The sequence below is a fragment of the Chitinibacter fontanus genome (genome assembly GCF_013423785.1).
Lineage (GTDB): Bacteria > Pseudomonadota > Gammaproteobacteria > Burkholderiales > Chitinibacteraceae > Chitinibacter > Chitinibacter fontanus.
This window is the reverse complement of record NZ_CP058952.1, coordinates 275019-295100: the sequence shown is the minus strand read 5'-3', so window position 1 is coordinate 295100 and position 20082 is coordinate 275019. Positions and strand designations below refer to the sequence as shown.

The following is a 20082-nucleotide window of genomic DNA, read 5'->3' as shown; positions in this document are numbered from 1 at the left end:
CTGATCGATTTGATTATCTATTCGCAAAAAACGTACTAACCCTCAGTTTTTCCCAGAAGATTCTTAGGCTAGTCGGGCAAAAAACAGCAAAATCCGACATGGGGCTTCGCTTTCATACCTCTGGACAGCTTGTCGCAATAATTCGGTTGCCGCCACTCATATAAAACTAGCAAGGTGCAATTAGCACTTCCTGCCTACATTACGGCAGATTTCTGAAAAAAGCTTAGCAAGCTAGTCCTTCACAAATTCAATTTATACAAGGCCATATTTCTGCTGATAATCCGCATACGCCCGCGCCACGCTGCTGGATGGTTGTGGCGGATCGCCTAACCCGAATTCCTGCTGTAGCTTAGCTTTATTGTTATCCATATAGCTAATCACCTTGGCCAGATTGGCTTGCTGCTTGGCGAAGAAGTTATTTTGCTCGGTGAGTAGCGTCGCGCTTTGCGCAAAATGGTTGGCAAAGTCGCTGACCGCAGCGGCTGCGGCAGTAGGTTGTTGTGACCAGACGGAACTGAATTTTTGGGAATCGAGTTGCGCCATATTGGTGATGGGATCAATCGTTAGCCCCAGCGCCGCCATGCCCTGAATGCCTTGTTGCGCGCCGTGAAACGGGCTGGCGATGCTTTGGGCCAGCTCATAGCGTGCCACTTGTGCCGCTTGCGTGGCTGCCAGCAATTCGGGGTCTTGCAGGTCGGCGTCGAAATTGCGTCGCCATTGATTGTATTGATCGGCCAGATTTTGTAATTGCGCTTTTACGCTGGCAAAGTCTGCCGTCGAGTCGATTTTACTCAGTGATTTTGCCGCCTGTGCCAGCTCGCTCACGCCGGTTTGCATGTCACTCAAGCGCGCCGATTGCGCAGGGTAAATCACGCCCAGCTGATTGATATACGACATCATTTGATAGGCGCTTTCGGGGTCGGGCAGTGCTAGATTGCGGCCAATTGCGTTGATTGAGCTGCTGGCCGATATACCGGTGGTGGTATTGCTTGCTGCAACTTGCCCTGATTGGTGCGTGGCAAGATACCCACTGGCCAAGCTGGCGATGTCAAAGGTTGGCTGCGGTGTGGCTAGCGTGCTGACAGTCTGGGTTTTAAATAGCGCGATTTGCTGCGCCAGTTGCTGGAGATCTTTGGTATTGATGCTCATGAGCTTGCTCCCGCTGGGTCGTCATGTCATTCAAGCAAATTTTAGACCAGCTGGGGAGGCATTATTCTTCGATGGCGATCAGGCCTTTTTCAATCAATTCATCGAGCAAAAAGCTAAAGTCGGTGCCAGCCGAGCTATCGGGCGCGTAGCTAAAGACGTCGAGGTTATCGCCCACCGCCGCCATAATGTCGTCGTTTTCGTGGATGATGGTATTGAGTAATTCGCGTGGAAAGTGCTTTTGCAATTGGGCACGCACTTTTTCGTGTGTTTCATGGCCTTCTTTAAAGCGATTGACCAGATAACGACGCTCGCGACGGCGATCGAATTTTTCCAGCCCGAACAAAGTGCGCTCCAGCATGCACGCTCCATTGAGCGCCAGATATTCGGCGGCCACGGGTATCAGGATCAAATCCGCAGCCAGCAAGGCAGAGAACGACAATACCCCCAGCATTGGGCTGCAATCAATAATAATCGGTGTGCCGCTACCGGCCAGCATTTCGGCCTCGAGCGCGAGTTTGAGCCGCCACAAATGATCGCGATGTTTGCCCAGCTGCGAGTCGACGCGGGCCAATTCTAGGTGCGAAGGGATGAAATGAATGCCGGGCCCCGAGGTCTGAATTAGATCGGTCAGCGGTGATGTCCCCTGATAAAAGCGGTACATGGTTTGATTGGATTTGGGGTTGAGCCCCCAAGTGGCAGTCAGATGAGCTTGGGGATCAAGATCGATCACCAAAGGCGCAATGCCGTTTTGTACCAAAGTGGCGGCCAGATTGGCAGTGACCGTGGTTTTGCCGACGCCACCTTTCTGATTAAACACTGCAATTACCGTCATCTGAGTCCCGTTTTTGTTTCCCGCTGCGGACGTTGATTATGCCATGACGACAGCCAAGCGGCATGGATAAGTAGATAAGCCAAAGTTTTCCAGCTTCGTTACCTCGCCTTGCCGTACTGTCTTCGGCTCGGTGCCTTGCTGGCAAGTTTTGGTGCGATTACCTACAATGCCACACCTTTCGCATCTGAGCATATCGTATGTCCAATCTCTCCCAACGTCTGGCGCAGGAACTCAATTGCAAACCGGCGCAAGTGGCCGCTGCCGTGGCTTTACTCGATGAAGGCGCCACCGTGCCATTTATCGCCCGCTATCGCAAAGAGGTGACCGGCGGTCTGGATGATGGACAACTGCGTTTGCTCGCTGAGCGCTTGCGCTATCTGCGTGAACTGGATGAGCGCCGCGCCAGCATCATTGCGACGATCACCGAGCAAGGGCAAATGAGCGCCGCTTTGCGCGCCCAGCTCGATGCCGCGGATAACAAGCAAACGCTGGAAGACCTGTATCTGCCGTATAAGCAAAAGCGCCGCACCAAAGCGCAAATCGCCCGCGAGGCGGGGCTGGCGGCGCTGGCTGAGCAATTGCTGAAAAACCCGCAGCAAGACCCTGAGACACTCGCAGCCAAATTTATCTGCGAAGGGTTTGTCGATAGCAAGGCGGTGCTGGAAGGTGCTAAAGCCATTTTGTTAGAGGGCTGGGGCGAAGACGCCGCGCTGATCGGCCAGCTGCGCAGCCATTTGCAAAGTAGCGGTTTGGTGACCAGCAAAGTGGTGAAAGGGCAGGAGCAGGCGGGCGCGAAATTTGCCGATTATTTTGATTTTGCCGAAAAATGGGCGGTGATGCCCTCGCACCGCGTGTTGGCGGTGTTGCGCGGCGCGAATGAAAAAATCCTCAGTATCGGTATTCAATTACCGGAAGAAATCGAAAACGGCGTGCGTAGCAAAATCTGGAGCAGCGCCGAGCAACGCATCGCGCGGCATGTTGGCATTAGCGCAAATTGTGCTGATCTGTGGCTGGGCGATGTGGTGCGCGCTGCGTGGCGCACCAAGCTGGGCGTCTCGCTGGAAAACGAGCTGCTCACCGCCGCCCGTGAGCGCGCCGAGCTGGAAGCGATTAAAGTCTTTTCGCGCAATCTGAAAGATTTGCTGCTGGCCGCACCCGCGGGCCCGCGCTGCACGCTGGGGCTGGACCCGGGCCTGCGCACCGGCGTGAAAGTGGCGGTGGTCGATGCCACCGGCAAATTGCTGGCCACCGATACCATTTACCCGCACGAGCCGCGCCGCGATTGGGACAAATCATTATTCATTTTGAAAAAATTATGCGACACACATGGCGTTGAGCTGATCGCGATCGGCAATGGCACGGCCAGCCGCGAAACCGAACAGCTCGCCACCGACTTAATCGCCCAGATCGACGGCAAAAAACCAGTAAAGGTCGTGGTGTCCGAAGCGGGCGCTTCGGTGTATTCGGCCTCTGAATTGGCCGCCAAAGAGTTTCCGCAGCTCGATGTCTCGTTGCGTGGCGCAGTATCGATTGCCCGCCGCCTGCAAGACCCATTGGCCGAATTGGTGAAAATCGAGCCCAAGGCGATTGGCGTGGGGCAGTATCAACATGATGTGAATCAGGCTGAGCTGGCGCGCATGCTCGATGCCGTGGTGGAAGACTGCGTGAATGCGGTCGGCGTTGATGTGAATACCGCCTCGGCGGCATTGTTGGCTAGGGTATCTGGCTTGAGCCCTGTATTAGCAAGCAATGTGGTCGCATACCGTGATGAGTATGGCGCATTCAAAAACCGCAAAGCGCTGCTGAAAGTGCCACGGCTGGGGCCCAAAGCCTTTGAGCAGGCAGCCGGCTTTTTGCGCATTATGCAGGGCGACAATCCGCTGGATGCCTCGGCCGTGCACCCCGAAGCCTATCCACTGGTGGAAAAACTGCTGCAGAAATTAGGGCAAGATCTGCGCAGCACCATGGGCAATCGCGCCGCGCTGCAAGCGGTGGCACCCGAAAGCCTGACCGATGCGCAGTTTGGCCTGCCCACAGTCAAAGACATTCTGGCCGAGCTGGAAAAACCCGGCCGCGACCCACGCCCCGAATTCAAAACGGCCACCTTTGCGGCGGGTATTGAGAAAATCAGCGACCTGCAAGTGGACATGGTGCTCGAAGGCGTGGTCAGCAATGTCACCAACTTTGGCGCGTTTGTCGATATTGGCGTGCATCAGGATGGCCTCGTGCATATCTCGATGCTGGCCAATACCTTCGTCAAGGACCCGCATGCGGTGGTGAAAGCCGGGCAGGTGGTGAAGGTGAAGGTGCTCGAGGTCGATGTGCCGCGCAAGCGCATTGCGCTAACGATGCGGCTCAACGACGAGGCAAAACCAGCCGATCGCGGAGCTGCCAAGCCTGCACGTAGCGCAGAGCGGCAGGCTAGCGCCAAATCCGCCGCGCCAAGCAATTCAGCAATGGCCGATGCCTTAGCTAAGTTAAAGCGCTGATTGGAGTTAAGACGAGCAGCTGACCGAAATCTCACGCGCCCAGTCGGGTGGTAGGGCTGCGTAGGCTTCGAATTCGGGCTGCTCGGCAAACGGCTGCATCAGGCAGCGCTGCAGGCGCTCGATTTCTGAAAAATCGCCTGCTTGCGCCTTGGCGATGGCATTTTCGGCCAGATAATTGCGCAAGATGTATTTGGGATTGGCGGCTAGCATGGCTTGGCTGCGCGCCTGCATAGCCAGTTCGTCTAATCCTGCCTGCTCGTCATTAAGTCTAAGTCGGCGCTCATAGCGTTCCAGCCAGTCGTCAAATTGCGCGCGCGCTAAAAATAGATCGCGCAATTGCGCCGTATTGCGTTGCACGGGCCAGTGCGACAGCGTGCGCCAGAAGATTGTCCAGTCGGTGTGCGTCGCCTGCATCAGTTCAAATAGATCGGTGACGAGCGTCCAATCGTCTTCCTGCCACTGCGTAAAGCCCAATTTACGGCGCAATTGTTCGGCGAAAGCGGCTTCAAATTGTGGCTGGTATTGGCCAAGGGCTGCTAATAGCTCGTCTTTATTGCTCAGTGGTAATAAAGCTTGCGCGAGGCAATGCAGATTCCACAGCCCTATTTGCGGCTGCTGGTTGTAGGCATAACGCCCGCTGTCGTCCGAATGATTACAAATATGCCCGGCGTCAAAACCATCGAGAAAACCATAAGGGCCGTAATCGATGGTGAGCCCCAAAATCGACATATTGTCGGTATTCATCACGCCGTGGCAAAAGCCGACCGCTTGCCAGCGCGCGATGAGTTGCGCGGTGCGGCTAATGACGGCGTTCAACAGCGCTAAATAGGGATTTTCGGCGTTTGCGCAGTCGGGGTAATGGTGCTTAATTACCCAATCGGCTAGCTCGGTAATTCGCTCGGGTTCGCCCTGATAAAAGAAATATTCAAAATGCCCAAAGCGCACAAAGGTTGGCGCTAGGCGCATGACCACCGCGGCTGTTTCGCGTGTTTCCCGCCAGATGGTTTGCGGCGAGCCGCCGATGGCGAGTGCGCGATTAGTTGGGATACCCAGGTGGTGTAATGCCTCGGAGGCTAGGTATTCTCTAATGCTGGAGCGTAATACTGCTCGGCCATCACCTCGGCGCGAGTAGGGTGTGGGGCCAGCGCCTTTCAGTTGCATTTCCCAGTGTTGGCCGCTCGGGTCGGTAAATTCGGCGATGAGCAGCGCGCGACCATCGCCCAGTTGCGGCACGTTGACGCCAAATTGGTGGCCCGAATACACGCTGGCAATCGGATAAAATGGGGCGCGGCTGCCTTGCGGTAATTGATTGCCAATCAGATAATCGCTCAGGTTCTGTTGTTGTTGCCAATCAATCCCCAATTGCTCGGCCAGCGCGTGATTGAGCGCGACGACATGCGGCGCAGGCATCGGCGTGGCTGGGGTGTAATCCCAAAAACGCGAGTGTAATAAGCTAAAGCGCGGGGTCAGTGGCAATTGAGCAAAAGAGAAGGCCATGGAGCAAATAAAGTTGAGTAGATTAGTCGGGTATTTTAAGCCGATTGCTAACTGCTTGTCATGAATAAAAGTGGGTCTGGGTAGATTAAATATGAGTGAAAAGATGCCGGTAACGACGGCGATCCGTTTTTTGCGCCAGCACAAAATTAGCTTTGGCGAGCATTTGTACGCCTATGAAGAAAAGGGCGGTACCGCGGTTTCTGCGCGCGAGCTGGGGGTCGATGAGCATATTGTGATCAAAACGCTGATTATGGAAGATGAAAAAAAACAGCCACTGATTGTGTTAATGCATGGTGATAAAGAGGTGAGCACCAAAAATCTGGCGCGCCATTTGGGGTGTAAGACCATTACCCCTTGTACACCGGAAGTGGCCAACAAGCACAGTGGCTATTTAGTGGGCGGAACCTCGCCATTTGGCACCAAAAAGACCATGCCGGTGTATATGCAAGACAGCATCATGCAACTCGATACTATTTACATCAATGGCGGCAAGCGGGGATTTTTGGTGAGTGTGAGCGCTCAAGCGGTGCAGGCTAGTTTACAGGCTACTTTGCTCGATATTGCAACGGCCTGATTAGGGTATTTCTCGCTGTGCAAATTCCAAATTTGAACATAGGCATATACATAGCTGGGTATCTAATGTGACGCGCTGGATAAACCGCTACTCTGGCCGATTAAACCTTGGATGTCTTGGTTGAGGCTATGGAAAGTACCCGCATCAATCATGCCCTCAAGCCGATTGATAAACTGGTAGGCCTGATTAAGTAGGGCGTTACGTTCTTTGGGCTCGACTTGAGCTGGGCTTTTCAGGTATTTGATAATGGCATGGGTACTTGAGAGCATTAGGCGTTGATTGCAGGTGTTCTGTGCTACGGGCAATAGTTTGGCGATGGCATCTTCAAATTGCGCCTTCAGCATCAGTTGCACGCCTTCATTATTGAGTTCGGTAATTTCAGTGCCGGCATGCTGAATAAATGCTTGCCAAGTTGGGCGCATATTGGCCGAACTTTCCAGCATCCCCGAAATATGTTTGGTGGTAATAAAGCGCTGTGCAATATGCAGCAGCCATTTATAGGGGGCGGCTGATCCTGTTGCTTGTTCACCTTCGATGGTGGCGGGGCAGACAATATCGGCGGTCATGATAAAGCTCACCGCGATTTCCAGCACAAACTCGGGGTCGGCCATATAGGTTTCAATTTGCTCTAAGAGCTGGGGCTTGCCTTCATATACTGCAGAAGCCATTAAATCGATAATACGATTGCTGGTGGTATCCTCGCGCTTGGCAATTTCGCGCACCATGCGCAGGTATTTATCGGCATCCGAGCTATTGTTCTCGCGCCGTGCCGCCAGTGCTAGTTGCAGCACTGTTTCGCCACTGAGTAGTGAAGAATTGCCGCCGCAGGTAACGGCTCGCTCTAGAAACTGTTTGGCTTTGCTCGAGTCGCCGAGCATATTGGCCAGATTGCCGGCTTTTTGCAGGCGACCGACATTATTGGGGGTCATCGCCAAGCATTTTTCAAACACCGCCATTGCTTCATTAAGCCGACCTTCGGCCATATACATCGAGGCGAGTTCTTCATAGGCATCGACATATTGCGCGTGTTCCACAATTGCTGCCTGCAATGAGCTTTCGGCCTGCGTTTTTTTGCCTTGTCGGCACAGGGTGCGGGCCAGTCCTAGCTTGGCCCAGGGCACTACGCGCTGTGACAGTATCTCTTCATATAGCCTAGCCGCCTCATCAAGCTTGCCAGCCTCTAGCAACAGCGAGGATAAAATCCGCATCAGATCATTACTAAAACCAGCAGCTTTGGGGACCAATGATTTGGCAACATCGATGGCGCCTAGTGTGTCGCCCTCATTGATTTTGTCGTAAATCGGTTTGAGAAAACGCTTGCGACTCCAGGCCAAAGATAGGCGCTGGGTGAGCTGCTTGCTGGTAAACGGCTTGATTAGATAATCATCTGGGCCGATTTCAGCTACCGCCACGACTTTCTCGTACGAGGCTTCGGCGGTGATCATAATCCAGATCGTGTAGAGCGGTAGTTCACCGCTGTGGCGCAGCTCTTCCAGTAATTCCTGCCCATTCATGCCCTCACCAAAGTGATAGTCGCACAGCACCACATCGTATTCACCGTTGCGCAGACGACGACGAGTTTCACCAATACTGCTGGCCGCATCGGCACGATTAATCCCCGATTGCGCCAGAGTCATGCGGATTGATTGGCGTACCGTCGGCGCATCATCGGCGACCAGCACGTGGGCTTGGGCTAGATCTTCGGACATAAACCTTAGCGTTTTTCAGGGTATTAATCTGTACTATCGGCTAATTTGGCACAAGCTCAAGCATTGAATGGGGTTTGTCGTGCAGAAATCACAAAGCAGGCCACGAAGCTCGACAATTGTGACCGGTGCTACATAGTAGACAGGCTTCTCTTAGACTATTTGCTTGGGGTGGTGTGGACTGTCCCAGGACAGTACAGTACCCCTAAACGTATCCCTAAAATAACTGGATTGGGTCTGTAGTGGTCAACAAATTTTGGCCGCATCGTTATGGCCAAGCCAAGCTTGCGGGATGAGTGCTTAAACGTACATTGGTTACTCTGTCATTGGATGATGCCCGTGACAAGATCGAACGTGGGCGACAGGATTACAATGAGTTTAGACCGCATAGCGCGCTGGGCGACTGGACTCCCAGGGTGTTTCGGCTCGCCCACCTTGACGCCCGGGATCTCTAAGTCAGACCGCTCGGTTTGTAAGGAGGAGGTTGATTGTAAGTTGTATGCCAACTTTACATTGCTGTGAATATTGGTTGCTTTCTATATTCTAAAAGCTACAGTTGATTTCTGTGCTGCTTAGTATTTTTGTTTTTAGAAATGGCGGCAGTTTTGTAGGTGGGATTTTTATTTTGATAATAAAAATCGCTATCGTTACCGATTAGGCGCTTGCAGATCTACTCGGAAAATGCAAAATATCACCACCAGCTTTTAATTTATCCAGATAGTCAGCCCACCACTGCATCATTTCTGTCCGTTCAGGTAGATGTTGAGCGTGGTTATAAGTTGCTGCAACAGTGTCTTTTTCGCCATGAGCTAATTGCCGTTCAATGGCGTCTCGATGCCAAAGGTGTGATTCATTGAGTTGAGTTGAAGCAATTTTACGGAAGCTATGGCCGGTAAATTCTTCTTGGCTGTAACCTAACCTGCGTAATGCAACGTTGATGGCAGCCTCACTCATTGGTCTGCCATTGGTTCGACCACCTTCAAAGACATATTGCTTGTGCCCGCTGAGTGGTTGAATCGTACGCAGTATCTCAAGCGCTTGTCTCGACAATGGGACAATGTGAGGCGCTCTGCTTTTCATTTTTGCAGCTGGAATGCGCCATTGCTTTCGTTCGAAATCAATCTCAGACCATTCAGCCTTCCTTAATTCCCCAATGCGCGTAAATACAAGGGGTGCTAATTGAGTAGCACACTTCACTGTTAGGCTTGCTTCAAGGCTATCAATAGCACGCATCAATGCGCCAATCTTGACCGGATCAGTGATTGTAGGAAATGGGATTGTAGTCGGCGATTGCAATACATCGGCTTTGGCTAGTATGTCTGCTGGATTATGTTTTGCCCGCCCCGTAGCGATAGCGTACGTAAACACCTTTCCACATGACCAGCGTACCCGATGTGCTGTTTCAATTGCCCCGCGCTCTTCAATACGCCGTAGGCAGGTTAGTAGTTCAGGTGCTTCGATAGTGGAAATATCGCGTTTTCCCAGCCAAGGAAAAATATCACTCTCAAGCCGGTTCATAGTTCGATCTCTATGACTTTTTGACTTGTTTGCCATCGCTCTATCGAACCACTCATGAGCAATAATTTCAAAACTGGACGAATTTTCAGAGCGTGCTTCTTCCTTTTTGCGATTACGCTCTTCAATAGGATCCAAACTTTTTGCGAGTAATGACTTGGCTTCCTCACGTAAGCCACGAGCATTGGCCAGAGTCACTGCGGGAAACTCACCGAAAGACATCAAGGTTTCTACCCCATTCGGTTTGGTGTATTTAAAGCGCCAAATCTTGGAGCCGTTACTTTTGACTAAGAGGAATAATCCGCCGCCGTCATACAAGCGGTAGTCTTTCTCTTTAGCTTTCGCGCTAGAGCATTCTGTCGGGCTTAGGGGTTTCGTTTGACGTGCCATAGGGGTACGGCCTCGCAATTGAATGGGGTATTTGCATAATGTACCCCTAAACGTATCCCTAAAACAACTGGATTGGGTCGGACGGCATGGGATGTGACGGGAAACAAAAAACCCGCTAAAGCTAGGCTTTATGCGGGTTTCAGAACTTTTACGTACTTGGTGGGACGAGTAATTGGTGGAGGTGGGGACTGCCAATGATAAGTCCAAGTGAGTCTAATCTGTTCTATAAATCATTTTAAATACAGTTGTTTGTAGTTTTTTTGTCTATTGCAGTCCAATGTTGATCAGTGATGACTAACTCTTGGTGGTACACTAAATGGTACACTAATGAGGTGCTATGGCAGTGCTAACTGATACTAAAGCTAGGGCAATCAAACCGGGTGATGTCCAGATCGCTCATGGTGGAGTTACTGGTCTTGCGCTTGAGCCAACGGTTAAAAAAGGGCACGGCAAATGGATTTTGCGCTATGTCAGTCCCGTTTCTGGCAAACGTAGAAAAATGGGGCTTGGCAGCTATCCAGAGGTTTCAATTGCCAAAGCAGCAGAGCTTGGAAGGCAATACCGTGAACAAATAGCTAATGGTTTTGATCCGATTGATGAAAAAAATGCAGCCGCGTTAGAAACAAAAATACCTTCGTTTCAAACTGCTGCAGAGCTAGTTCATCAAGAGTTGTTACCCAGCTGGAAAAATGAAAAGCATGGTTGTGATTGGATTAATAGCCTAAAGATGTATGTCTTTACGGATTTGGGTTCAACTCCCATTTCAGATGTCATGCCAAAAGATGTTGCCAATGTTTTGAGGCCTATTTGGTTGGATAAACCCGAAACCGCCTGTCGGGTAAAGCAGCGTATGCATGCAGTAATGGGATGGGCTTGGGCGCATGGCTTTGTGCCCTCCAATCCTGTCGATGTGGTTCATCACTTGCTCCCTAAGCAGGGAGATGCAGCAAGAGCCGAGCACCAACCCGCAATGCCTTGGCAGGATGTACCCAAATTTGTTGCTGAGCATTTGTCTGGCGAGGGGCGAAGCGTTAGCTGTAATGCGTTGTTGTTTTTAATATTGACGGCGGTTAGGTCTGGTGAACTGCGCGGCGCGACTTGGGATGAGATCAACTTTGAAGCAGCGATTTGGACGATCCCCGCCGAGCGCATGAAAACTGGTGTCATTCATCGTGTACCACTATCTGAAATAGCCGTTAAGATTTTGAAGCAGCAACGTGGTGCCCATAATGAAATCGTTTTTCCAAGTCCGCGCGCTGGGGTGCAACTGTCTGATAATGCGCTCACGATGTTTTTGCGCAAACATAATGCACAAAGTGATATTGAAGGAAGAACAGCTACCGCACATGGTTTTCGTAGCAGCTTCAGGGATTGGGCTAGTAATCACCAATATCCGCGAGATTGGGCTGAGCGAGCCTTGGCGCATGCGATTAGCAATAAAGTTGAAGCAGCGTACCATCGAACTGATTTGCTAGATCATCGACGCGGGATGATGCAAGCATGGTCAGATTTTGTTATGGGCAAATGAGTAAACAGAGGTTTTATTAACTTTGTTTCCTTGCCGTGTTCCCTTTGTTGCTTTAGTCATGTAGAGGCAGTACATTTGCCATACATGGCTTTCAGGTTACCAAGATGTCGCGCATTAAAGACGAAACACTATCAATCCGTACGTCTGCCGAAATCAAACAATTACTACGTATGGCCGCCGAGCGTGAGCGACGCTCGGTGGCTTCGATGATTGAGGTTTTAGTGCTTGAATATGCAAAAGTGCATGAATTAAAGCCAAACCAAGATACGCAGACGGCTCCGGCAAATTCTTAGCCCCAGTTCTGGCTCCTTAGCTCAGACAGTTAAAAAACCACAATTCGTCAAGAAGTATCGCCCTCCAGATCGGCTAGCTTTTTAAGCCCGTAATGATGCAATAGGTAGCACCACAATGAATGCAGTAGAAATCGAAGCAGCAATATCCGAGTTAGCCGAGCAGCCTTTTGATGCGGCAGAGTTTCCGTATGCGTTTTTAGCCGCCTTTGGCAATAAAGACACGACGCTGAAACGCCTGCGCTCTGGCAATAACAACTCCTCGGACATTGCTGGCGGCGTTCTGCTGCGTGGCAATATTCATCTTGCTACGTGTGAGCCTGGTCGAGTTGGCGAGACTTTAAATTTACTGCGCGCTAGTCCCGCAACAGCCAAAGCAAAGGCCAAATTCATCCTAGCCACCGATGGCCAAACGCTTGAAGCTGAAGAATTGATCAGCGGCGAAACCATTGCACCAAATTACGCAGACTTCCCCAATCATCTTGGTTTTTTCTTACCATTGGCAGGCATCTCCACGATCAAGGAGATCAAAGACAACGCCATCGATGTACGTGCAACGGGTCGCTTAAACAAGCTGTACGTCGAACTCCTGCGTGAAAATCCAGACTGGGCAAAGGCCGAGCGTCGCTCTGATATGAATCACTTCATGGCAAGGCTGATTTTTTGCTTCTTTGCCGAAGATACCGATATTTTCAATGGCAAAGGTTTATTTACCCGAACGGTCGACCAATTCAGCGAAAGCGATGGCTCGAATACACATGAGGTCGTATCTGAAATCTTCCGTGCCATGAACATCAAGGTCGCGGATCGCCTCAGCGAACAGCCACGCCTACCTAACTGGGCAAATGGTTTTCCCTATGTGAATGGCGGCTTATTTTCGGGTAGCACTGAAGTGCCACGCTTCACTCGGATGGCGCGCACATATTTATTGCATGCGGGCAATTTGAACTGGCAACAAATCAATCCCGATATTTTCGGCAGCATGATTCAAGCTGTTGCTGATGATGAAGAACGGGGCGCACTGGGCATGCACTACACCAGCGTGCCCAATATCCTCAAAGTGCTCAATCCACTATTTTTGGATGACTTGCGTGCGCAACTCGCCGAGGCTGAGGACAATGAGCGCAAACTTTTGAACCTGCGCAAACGCATGGCGCGTATTCGCGTTTTCGACCCCGCCTGCGGATCGGGTAATTTTTTGGTCATCGCCTATAAGCAAATGCGCGAGATCGAGGCCGAAATCAACAAGCGCCGCAATGAATCCTATTTAGGTAGTGAAATCCCACTGACGAACTTTCGCGGCATCGAGCTGCGAGACTTCCCCGCCGAGATAGCCCGTTTGGCGCTGATCATTGCAGAATTTCAATGCGATGTATTGTATCGCGGTCAGCAAGATGCACTGGCTGAATTCTTGCCGCTAGATTCGCAAAACTGGATTATTTGCGGCAATGCCTTGCGCCTCGATTGGTTGAGTATTTGTCCACCGACTGGCACAGGGGTGAAGCTGGTGGCCGACGATTTGTTTGATAGTCCACTACTTCAAGTCGAAATCGACTTTGAGAACGAAGGTGGAGAAACCTATATCTGCGGTAACCCGCCGTACAAAGGAAACGCAAAAAAGACTGCGGAACAAAAGAAAGACTTGGGCGATTTGCTCGACAATAAGATTGATGGGTGGGGTTTGTTTGATTATGTTTGCGGCTGGTTTTTCAAAGCCTACGAATACGTAAAGTATACACGGGCAACATTTGCTTTTGTGGCAACGAACAGCGTTTCGCAAGGACAGCACGTTACGGGATTTTGGAGGCCGCTTTTCGACGATGGATTGAAATTCAACTTTGCGGTTCGCTCTTTTAAATGGAGCAATTTGGCGGCAAACGATGCGGGTGTTACCGTTGTTTGCATTGGCGCGGGAGCGCAAGCTACTACCGCATACCTTTATAACGAGGATATAAGGGTTACGACGAAGAACATTAATGCATACTTGATGCCAGCCGATGACTATTGGATTACTCCATCGTCTAGCCCTGTTTCTGACATTCAGCCGATGCAGAAAGGTAACTATTACGGAATGTCCGAACATTTGATTTTCGATACGAATGGAAAACACACCTACTTGAATGCTGGGCTGGATGCTTCGTATATTCGGAAATTCTATGGATCATCTGAAGTTATCAAGGCCAAACCTCGTTATTGCCTCTGGTTTCCTGAAGAGCCACCAGCGAAAGTTCTTGGAATTGCAGATATTAAAAAGAAGCTGGATCAAGGAAAAGCAGCGCGGCAAACATCAAAAGATGCTGTCTCCAATGGAATGGTTAAAAGACCGCACCAGTTTCGTGAAATGCGGAGTTGTGAAAATCATTTCTTCGCTATTCCGGTCGTGTCATCGGAGAACAGAAACTACTTGCCAGTTGACTTATTGGACAAACAATCAGTCGTTTCCAACAAATGCTTTGCCCTCTATGACGCTCCATTCTGGAGCATGGCACTGATCGCCTCCCGCCTACATTGGGTTTGGATTGGCACTGTTTGCGTGCGACTTGAAATGCGGTTTTCGTACTCCAATACCCTTGGCTGGAATACCTTTCCTGTCCCATTACTAACCGAGCAGAACAAGATCGATTTAACACACTGCGCCGAAGATATTTTGTTAGCGCGCGAGGCTCATTTCCCGGCTTCGATTGCCGATCTCTACGATCCAGAAACCATGCCAGAAAACCTGCGCCGTGCGCATGAGCGTAACGACGAAGTGCTGGAACGAATTTATATTGGCCGTCGTTTCAAGAATGATACCGAGCGACTGGAAAAACTGTTTGAGTTGTATACCAAGATGGCAAGTAGGACAAAGACCTCAGGCAAAAAACGCAAGGTTGAACTGTCATGAGCAGCATAACAGACAGCGAAAAACGCTATTTTGAAAAATTGCTTGGCATGAGTAGTGGCTATGTTTTGGACTATACTGACCCAACGTTTGACGAGTTTTTTAAACGCCATAACGTCAATATTCATGGGTCAAAATATCAAACCTATGGCACATCGAAAGCCAAGCGGCTGCGTGCCTTTTGGGTGCAAGAGCAAGATGCACTCGTGGGAAAAGTGCTAGGCGAAATGCTTGATGCATATGAAGCAATCTGCGCCTTAAACAACAGCAACACAGAGGCTCTCGCTCTACAGAAGGCTCGAGAAATCATCGCTCGGCTGACTGGGACCCCCTTGCCTTCGGCACAAGCTGAGGCACCAAACGATTTTTTGCAGACTGAATTTTCAATACCCTCCATTCAAAAGTTACCCATTGAAGCAATGGCGGTTTCAATTATCGAAAGCCGTGTAAACGAAGCGCGAACAGCAATGGCTGCTGGCGCTTATCTTTCGACTATTTTGCTATGTGGTAGCGTTCTTGAAGCAACTTTGCTCGGTGCAGCACAAAAAGAACCTGCACGATTCAATCAATCTGCTGTAAGCCCTAAATCTGCAGAGGGCAGTGTCAAACGCTTTCACGAGTGGAGTCTTGCGCAGTTTATTGATGTGGCCTGCGATATTGGCTTATTAAAACCAGATGTGAAGAAGTTTAGCCACGGGCTTCGTGATTTCCGAAATTACATCCATCCATACGAGCAAATGATGTCTGGGTTTTCACCCGATGAGCACACTGCCAAAGTATGTTTCCAAGTGCTCAAGGCGGCGCTTGCTAGTGTTGCAGGGGAAAGAAAGTGAGCGATTTTATTCTCTATACCGCTGATGATGGCAATACTCGCATCAACTTACGAGTAGATGCGGCAACGCTATGGCTAAGCCAAATTGAAATTGCTGAGTTGTTTCAAACGACCAAGCAAAATGTGTCGCTACACGCTAAGAACATTTTTGCTGATGGAGAGCTAAGCCTGCAGGCAACTGTCAAGGAATCCTTGACAGTTCAGAATGAGGGTAGTCGAACCGTAAAACGTACCATTAGCTACTACAACCTTGATTTGATTTTGGCAATTGGTTATCGCGTGCGTTCTTCGCGCGGCGTGCAGTTTCGCCAGTGGGCAACCGAGCACCTGAAAGAATTCATGACCAAGGGCTTTGTCATGGATGATGAGCGCTTAAAAAACCCTGGAGGCTGGGATTATTTTGATGAATTGCTGGCGCGAATCCGCGAGATTCGTGCATCAGAAAAACGCTTTTATCAGAAAGTGCGCGACTTATTTGCACTCAGCTCTGATTACAAAGCACGTGAAAAAGACACTCACCTATTTTTTGCCGAAGTCCAAAACAAGCTGCTCTATGCAGCTTGTGGGCTTACTGCAGCTGAACTCATCACAAAGCGTGCAGATCCAAATGCGCCCAATATGGCGCTAACCAATTTCAGTGGTTCGCGGGTACGCAAACATGACGTGATTATTGCTAAAAATTACCTTAATGAAGATGAAATCGACACGCTTAATCGCTTGGTGGTGATCTTTTTGGAACAAGCAGAGTTACGCGTAAAACAGCAGCGTGAGTTATCACTAGATTTCTGGCGCCAAAATGTGGACGGTATGTTGGCCTTTAGCGGTCAAGCTGTATTAAAAGGTTCAGGCTCGATGAGCCACGACACTATGGTACGTATCGCGCATGAACGCTACGACCAATTCGATAAAAATCGCCGCATAACTGAAGCCAAAGATGCCGACGATGCAGATGCTGAAGAAATAAAGCAGTTAGAACAGCTAGAAAAATCGCTAAAATCTAAAAAATAATCTGGTGCTTTCACCATCGCTAGGAACGCATGAATACTACAAGCAATCCAACCAATGCCTATACCGTACCTGCGGTATCTATTTCGACCGCACGCACAGGAGCCTCCAGCAAGGCTAATTCATTGGGTATGCGCACCATGCAAGAGCGGGCTTTTGCTAAACGCGGCGAACAGTATTTGCTGATCAAATCACCACCAGCATCGGGCAAATCGCGTGCATTGATGTTTGTGGCACTAGACAAGCTCAATAATCAGGGCTTAAAGCAAGCGATTATTGTGGTGCCGGAGCGCTCTATTGGAAGCAGTTTTGCTGATGAACCATTGACTAAGCATGGATTCCATTGGGATTGGCAAGTTGCTCCCCAATGGAATTTATGCAATGCACCTGGTATTGATGAGCCTCGCGTTGCCAAATCCAAAGTTGAAGCAGTGCGTCAGTTTCTATCTAGTGCGGATAAATCCTTGGTATGTACGCATGCGACTTTTAGGTTTGCAGTAGAAGAATTAGGTGTTGACGCCTTTGACCAACGCCTGATCGCGATTGATGAGTTTCACCATGTTTCTGCGAACCCCGATAATAAATTAGGTAGCCAGTTAGGCGCATTTATTGCCCGCGACAAAGTTCACTTGGTCGCTATGACAGGGTCTTATTTCCGAGGCGATAGCGAAGCGGTACTTAGCCCGAGCGATGAGGCCCTATTTGAAACGGTAACCTACACCTACTACGAACAGCTCAATGGTTATAACTGGCTCAAATCGCTGGATATTGGCTACTTCTTCTACACAGGGCGCTATGTAGATGCTGTCGCGAAAGTGCTAGATCCAGCACTAAAAACCATCGTGCATATCCCTAACGTCAATTCGCGTGAGAGCCTGCAGGATAAAGATCGCGAAGTAAATGAAATTATGCACGCTTTAGGTGAGTGGAAAGGAATTGATCCCACGACTGGCTTCCATCTCATTTTGGCTAAAGACGGCCGCATTTTGAAAGTTGCTGACTTAGTCGATGATAGCGATGCGGCAAAACGCTCTGGTGTATTAGCTGCACTGAAAGACCCAGCGCAAAAAAATAATCGTGACCATGTGGATATCATTATTGCACTGGGAATGGCTAAGGAAGGCTTTGATTGGATTTGGTGCGAGCATGCACTGACTATTGGCTATCGCAGTAGCTTGACCGAGATTGTGCAAATTATTGGCCGTGCTACTCGCGATGCAGAAGGCAAGGATAGAGCACGCTTTACCAATTTGATCGCTGAACCGGCGGCAGATCAGTCTGCCGTAGCTGAAGCTGTCAACGATATGCTCAAAGCAATCTCTGCCAGCTTATTGATGGAGCAAGTTCTGGCACCACGGTATGAATTTACGCCTAAAGACACAGGGCCAAGAGATGGCTTTGACTATGGTGAGGATGGCTATAAGCAAGGTGCACAGAATGTTGGTGTGAATAAAGATACCGGCCAGATTCATGTTGAGATCAATGGATTGGTGACGCCGCAAAGTCCAGAAGCAACGCGTATTTGTAAAGAAGACTTAAATGAAGTTGTGACCAGCTTCTTGCAAAACAAACAAGTGCTGGAGCGTGGGTTATTTGACACGGACAATACCCTGCCTGAAGAGCTAACCCAATTACAGATGGGTAAGATCGTGCGCGAACGTTACCCCGAACTAAGCCCAGAAGATCAAGAAGCTGTACGGCAACATGCCATTGCAGCAATGAATCTAACGCAACAAGCCAAACTGGGTTTGACAAATGCGGATGACAGCGGCCAAGAACAGGATAACGACGGCGGCAATAGTGATGCCCAAGGTAATACTGCGTTGATTGATGGAGTTCGCAAATTTGTAAATGTGCGTGATCTGGATATTGATTTAATTGATCGTATCAACCCATTTGAAGCAGCCTATTCGATCTTGGCAAAAGCCATGGATGAGAAATCACTGCGTCAAATTCAATCAAGTATCGCTGCGAAAAAAGTTAGCATTCCTGAAGATGAGGCACGTGAGTTAGCTAAACGAGCCCTGATGTTTAAAAATGAGCGAGGTCGTTTGCCAGATATTAACTCTGCTGATGCTTGGGAAAAGCGCATGGCAGAAGGTGTTGCAGCGCTAGCACGGTACAGAGCCCAAGCAAAAGCTGAGCAAGCTCGTGGAGTACCAGTAAATGGCTGAAATGAATGATGATGATTTGCTTGATGCGTTAGGTGTAGAGGTTATTCCTCTTAAAACATCGAATCGCACGCCTCGTGAAGAACGAATTATCGCGGGTTTTGAAGACATCTTGCGCTTTTACCAAACCAATGGCCGAGCGCCTCAGCATGGTGAAGAGCATGATATTTTTGAGCGCTTGTATGCGGTGCGTTTAGATCAGTTGCGTAAACTACCAGAAGCCAAGTTGCTGCTTAGCGATATTGATACCCCAGGTTTGCTGAGTGCAAGTGGTACCAATTATGTTGATGTTGATGCGCTAGATGAAGATGCGTTGCTAGCCGAGCTAGGCGTAAGTACTGAAGCGGTAGATCAGAATGAGATCACCGTTTTGCGGCATGTTCGTCCATACGCTGAAATCAAGGCCGCCGAAGAGATTGCCAATAGAACTCCTTGTGCCGATTTTGAAGCACGCTTCAAATTACTGTTTGAAGAGGCTAAAGAAGGGCTGAAAAATGGCTGCTGGATGACTAAACCTTTCGTTAAAAATGCGAGTATTGAAGTCGGTGACTTCTTTATTATTGGTGGGCAGATTGCTTATGTCGCAGAAATGAACGACGGAAATAAAACCAAAGATGGTCGCGATAATCCACGATTACGCGTTATTTTTGATAACCATACCGAAGGTAATTTACTGCTTCGCTCGCTTTCTCGCTCGCTATATCCTGATGGCGATATTCCAGTTGGACTGCGCTTTATTCGTAAAGATGATGGGCCATTGTTTGGTAGCACGGTAGAGCCTGATGACATCGAAACAGGAACTATTTATGTCCTGCGCAGCTTATCAGACCACCCATTTATCACTGAGCATAGAGAGCTGATCCACAAAATTGGTGTGACCGGTGGCGATGTCTCAAGCAGAATTGCGGGCGCAAATAAAGAAGCGACCTACTTGCTCGCTGATGTTGAAGTTGTCGCTACCTATAAACTGCACAATCTAAATCGCACCAAACTTGAGAAAATATTCCACCGAGTATTCGGTGCAGCTCAGATTGATATTGTTATTGAGGACCGCTTTGGCAACCCAGTAAAACCACGCGAATGGTTTTTGGTGCCATTGCATGTGATTGATCAAGTGGTAGAGCATATTCGGAGCGGGGCGATTTCCGAGATAGTTTATGACCCATCTAATGCTCAGCTCAGCGATTTCAATCAACAGGAGTAAAGTGTAGAAGTTCAGGACG

14 protein-coding genes and 1 pseudogene are annotated in these 20082 nt (G+C 49.6%); 10 read left to right on the top strand and 5 right to left on the bottom strand.

Translation table 11 applies throughout. The features are described from left to right. Positions 1 to 252: 252 nt before the first annotated feature. Together HZU75_RS01365 and HZU75_RS01360 are read right to left on the bottom strand one after the other, a co-directional pair. Positions 253 to 1149 carry a flagellar filament capping protein FliD gene (locus tag HZU75_RS01365; protein WP_180307432.1) on the bottom strand — a complete coding sequence of 299 codons (897 nt, stop codon included), beginning with the start codon at positions 1147 to 1149 and terminating at the stop codon, positions 253 to 255. A 61-nt stretch (positions 1150 to 1210) separates the two neighbouring features. Continuing rightward, entirely contained in the window at positions 1211 to 1981 is a 771-nt protein-coding gene (locus tag HZU75_RS01360) for a ParA family protein (RefSeq protein WP_180307431.1), read from the bottom strand. Between the two features lie 197 nt (positions 1982 to 2178). Between HZU75_RS01360 and HZU75_RS01355 the strand changes: the two genes are divergently transcribed. Then, a complete protein-coding gene (locus HZU75_RS01355; protein WP_180307430.1) occupies positions 2179 to 4470 on the top strand; it encodes a Tex family protein in 2292 nt (763 codons plus the stop codon). A gap of 6 nt (positions 4471 to 4476) precedes the next feature. On the opposite strand, the gene HZU75_RS01350 is transcribed toward HZU75_RS01355, so the two are convergent. Further along, positions 4477 to 5967 carry a protein adenylyltransferase SelO gene (locus tag HZU75_RS01350; protein ID WP_180307429.1) on the bottom strand — a complete coding sequence of 497 codons (1491 nt, stop codon included), beginning with the start codon at positions 5965 to 5967 and terminating at the stop codon, positions 4477 to 4479. Between the two features lie 91 nt (positions 5968 to 6058). Between HZU75_RS01350 and ybaK the strand changes: the two genes are divergently transcribed. After that, positions 6059 to 6541 carry a Cys-tRNA(Pro) deacylase gene (ybaK, locus tag HZU75_RS01345; RefSeq protein WP_180307428.1) on the top strand — a complete coding sequence of 161 codons (483 nt, stop codon included), beginning with the start codon at positions 6059 to 6061 and terminating at the stop codon, positions 6539 to 6541. Between the two features lie 62 nt (positions 6542 to 6603). Here ybaK and HZU75_RS01340 read toward each other — a convergent pair whose 3' ends face one another. Then, positions 6604 to 8250 carry a response regulator gene (locus HZU75_RS01340; protein ID WP_180307427.1) on the bottom strand — a complete coding sequence of 549 codons (1647 nt, stop codon included), beginning with the start codon at positions 8248 to 8250 and terminating at the stop codon, positions 6604 to 6606. Between the two features lie 279 nt (positions 8251 to 8529). On the opposite strand from HZU75_RS01340, the pseudogene HZU75_RS01335 reads away from it, so the two are divergent. Further along, positions 8530 to 8702 (top strand): annotated as a pseudogene (locus HZU75_RS01335) (integrase core domain-containing protein); the annotation flags it as partial. Between the two features lie 199 nt (positions 8703 to 8901). Here the strand turns inward: HZU75_RS01335 and HZU75_RS01330 are convergent. Continuing rightward, positions 8902 to 10152: a tyrosine-type recombinase/integrase gene (locus HZU75_RS01330; RefSeq protein WP_180307426.1), complete on the bottom strand. Its 1251-nt coding sequence runs from the start codon at positions 10150 to 10152 to the stop codon at positions 8902 to 8904. A gap of 337 nt (positions 10153 to 10489) precedes the next feature. On the opposite strand from HZU75_RS01330, the gene HZU75_RS01325 reads away from it, so the two are divergent. The 7 genes from HZU75_RS01325 (at position 10490) to HZU75_RS01295 (ending at position 20063) form a co-directional block, all read left to right on the top strand. Further along, positions 10490 to 11680 carry a tyrosine-type recombinase/integrase gene (locus tag HZU75_RS01325; protein WP_180307425.1) on the top strand — a complete coding sequence of 397 codons (1191 nt, stop codon included), beginning with the start codon at positions 10490 to 10492 and terminating at the stop codon, positions 11678 to 11680. Between the two features lie 104 nt (positions 11681 to 11784). After that, positions 11785 to 11973, top strand: coding sequence for a hypothetical protein (locus HZU75_RS01320; protein WP_180307424.1), 189 nt, complete (start codon positions 11785 to 11787; stop codon positions 11971 to 11973). Positions 11974 to 12088: 115 nt separating this feature from the next. Beyond that, positions 12089 to 14854 carry a class I SAM-dependent DNA methyltransferase gene (locus HZU75_RS01315; RefSeq protein WP_180307423.1) on the top strand — a complete coding sequence of 922 codons (2766 nt, stop codon included), beginning with the start codon at positions 12089 to 12091 and terminating at the stop codon, positions 14852 to 14854. Then, complete coding sequence (locus tag HZU75_RS01310; protein ID WP_180307422.1) at positions 14851 to 15684, top strand: hypothetical protein; 834 nt, start codon at positions 14851 to 14853, stop codon at positions 15682 to 15684. The genes HZU75_RS01315 and HZU75_RS01310 overlap by 4 nt, the downstream gene beginning before the upstream one ends. Then, positions 15681 to 16691, top strand: a complete 1011-nt coding sequence (locus tag HZU75_RS01305; RefSeq protein ID WP_180307421.1) for a virulence RhuM family protein — start codon at positions 15681 to 15683, stop codon at positions 16689 to 16691. Before HZU75_RS01310 ends, HZU75_RS01305 begins: the two co-directional genes overlap by 4 nt. 29 nt (positions 16692 to 16720) lie before the next feature. Continuing rightward, a complete protein-coding gene (locus HZU75_RS01300; RefSeq protein WP_180307420.1) occupies positions 16721 to 18862 on the top strand; it encodes a DEAD/DEAH box helicase in 2142 nt (713 codons plus the stop codon). Beyond that, positions 18855 to 20063, top strand: coding sequence for a GIY-YIG nuclease family protein (locus HZU75_RS01295; RefSeq protein ID WP_180307419.1), 1209 nt, complete (start codon positions 18855 to 18857; stop codon positions 20061 to 20063). Before HZU75_RS01300 ends, HZU75_RS01295 begins: the two co-directional genes overlap by 8 nt. Positions 20064 to 20082 lie beyond the last annotated feature (19 nt).

Coding starts and splice junctions, on each gene's coding strand:
- HZU75_RS01365 (WP_180307432.1), bottom strand. CDS start 1,149: ATGAGCATCAATACCAAAGATCTCCAGCAACTGGCGCAGCAAATCGCG.
- HZU75_RS01360 (WP_180307431.1), bottom strand. CDS start 1,981: ATGACGGTAATTGCAGTGTTTAATCAGAAAGGTGGCGTCGGCAAAACC.
- HZU75_RS01355 (WP_180307430.1), top strand. CDS start 2,179: ATGTCCAATCTCTCCCAACGTCTGGCGCAGGAACTCAATTGCAAACCG.
- HZU75_RS01350 (WP_180307429.1), bottom strand. CDS start 5,967: ATGGCCTTCTCTTTTGCTCAATTGCCACTGACCCCGCGCTTTAGCTTA.
- ybaK (WP_180307428.1), top strand. CDS start 6,059: ATGAGTGAAAAGATGCCGGTAACGACGGCGATCCGTTTTTTGCGCCAG.
- HZU75_RS01340 (WP_180307427.1), bottom strand. CDS start 8,250: ATGTCCGAAGATCTAGCCCAAGCCCACGTGCTGGTCGCCGATGATGCG.
- HZU75_RS01330 (WP_180307426.1), bottom strand. CDS start 10,152: ATGGCACGTCAAACGAAACCCCTAAGCCCGACAGAATGCTCTAGCGCG.
- HZU75_RS01325 (WP_180307425.1), top strand. CDS start 10,490: ATGGCAGTGCTAACTGATACTAAAGCTAGGGCAATCAAACCGGGTGAT.
- HZU75_RS01320 (WP_180307424.1), top strand. CDS start 11,785: ATGTCGCGCATTAAAGACGAAACACTATCAATCCGTACGTCTGCCGAA.
- HZU75_RS01315 (WP_180307423.1), top strand. CDS start 12,089: ATGAATGCAGTAGAAATCGAAGCAGCAATATCCGAGTTAGCCGAGCAG.
- HZU75_RS01310 (WP_180307422.1), top strand. CDS start 14,851: ATGAGCAGCATAACAGACAGCGAAAAACGCTATTTTGAAAAATTGCTT.
- HZU75_RS01300 (WP_180307420.1), top strand. CDS start 16,721: ATGAATACTACAAGCAATCCAACCAATGCCTATACCGTACCTGCGGTA.
- HZU75_RS01295 (WP_180307419.1), top strand. CDS start 18,855: ATGGCTGAAATGAATGATGATGATTTGCTTGATGCGTTAGGTGTAGAG.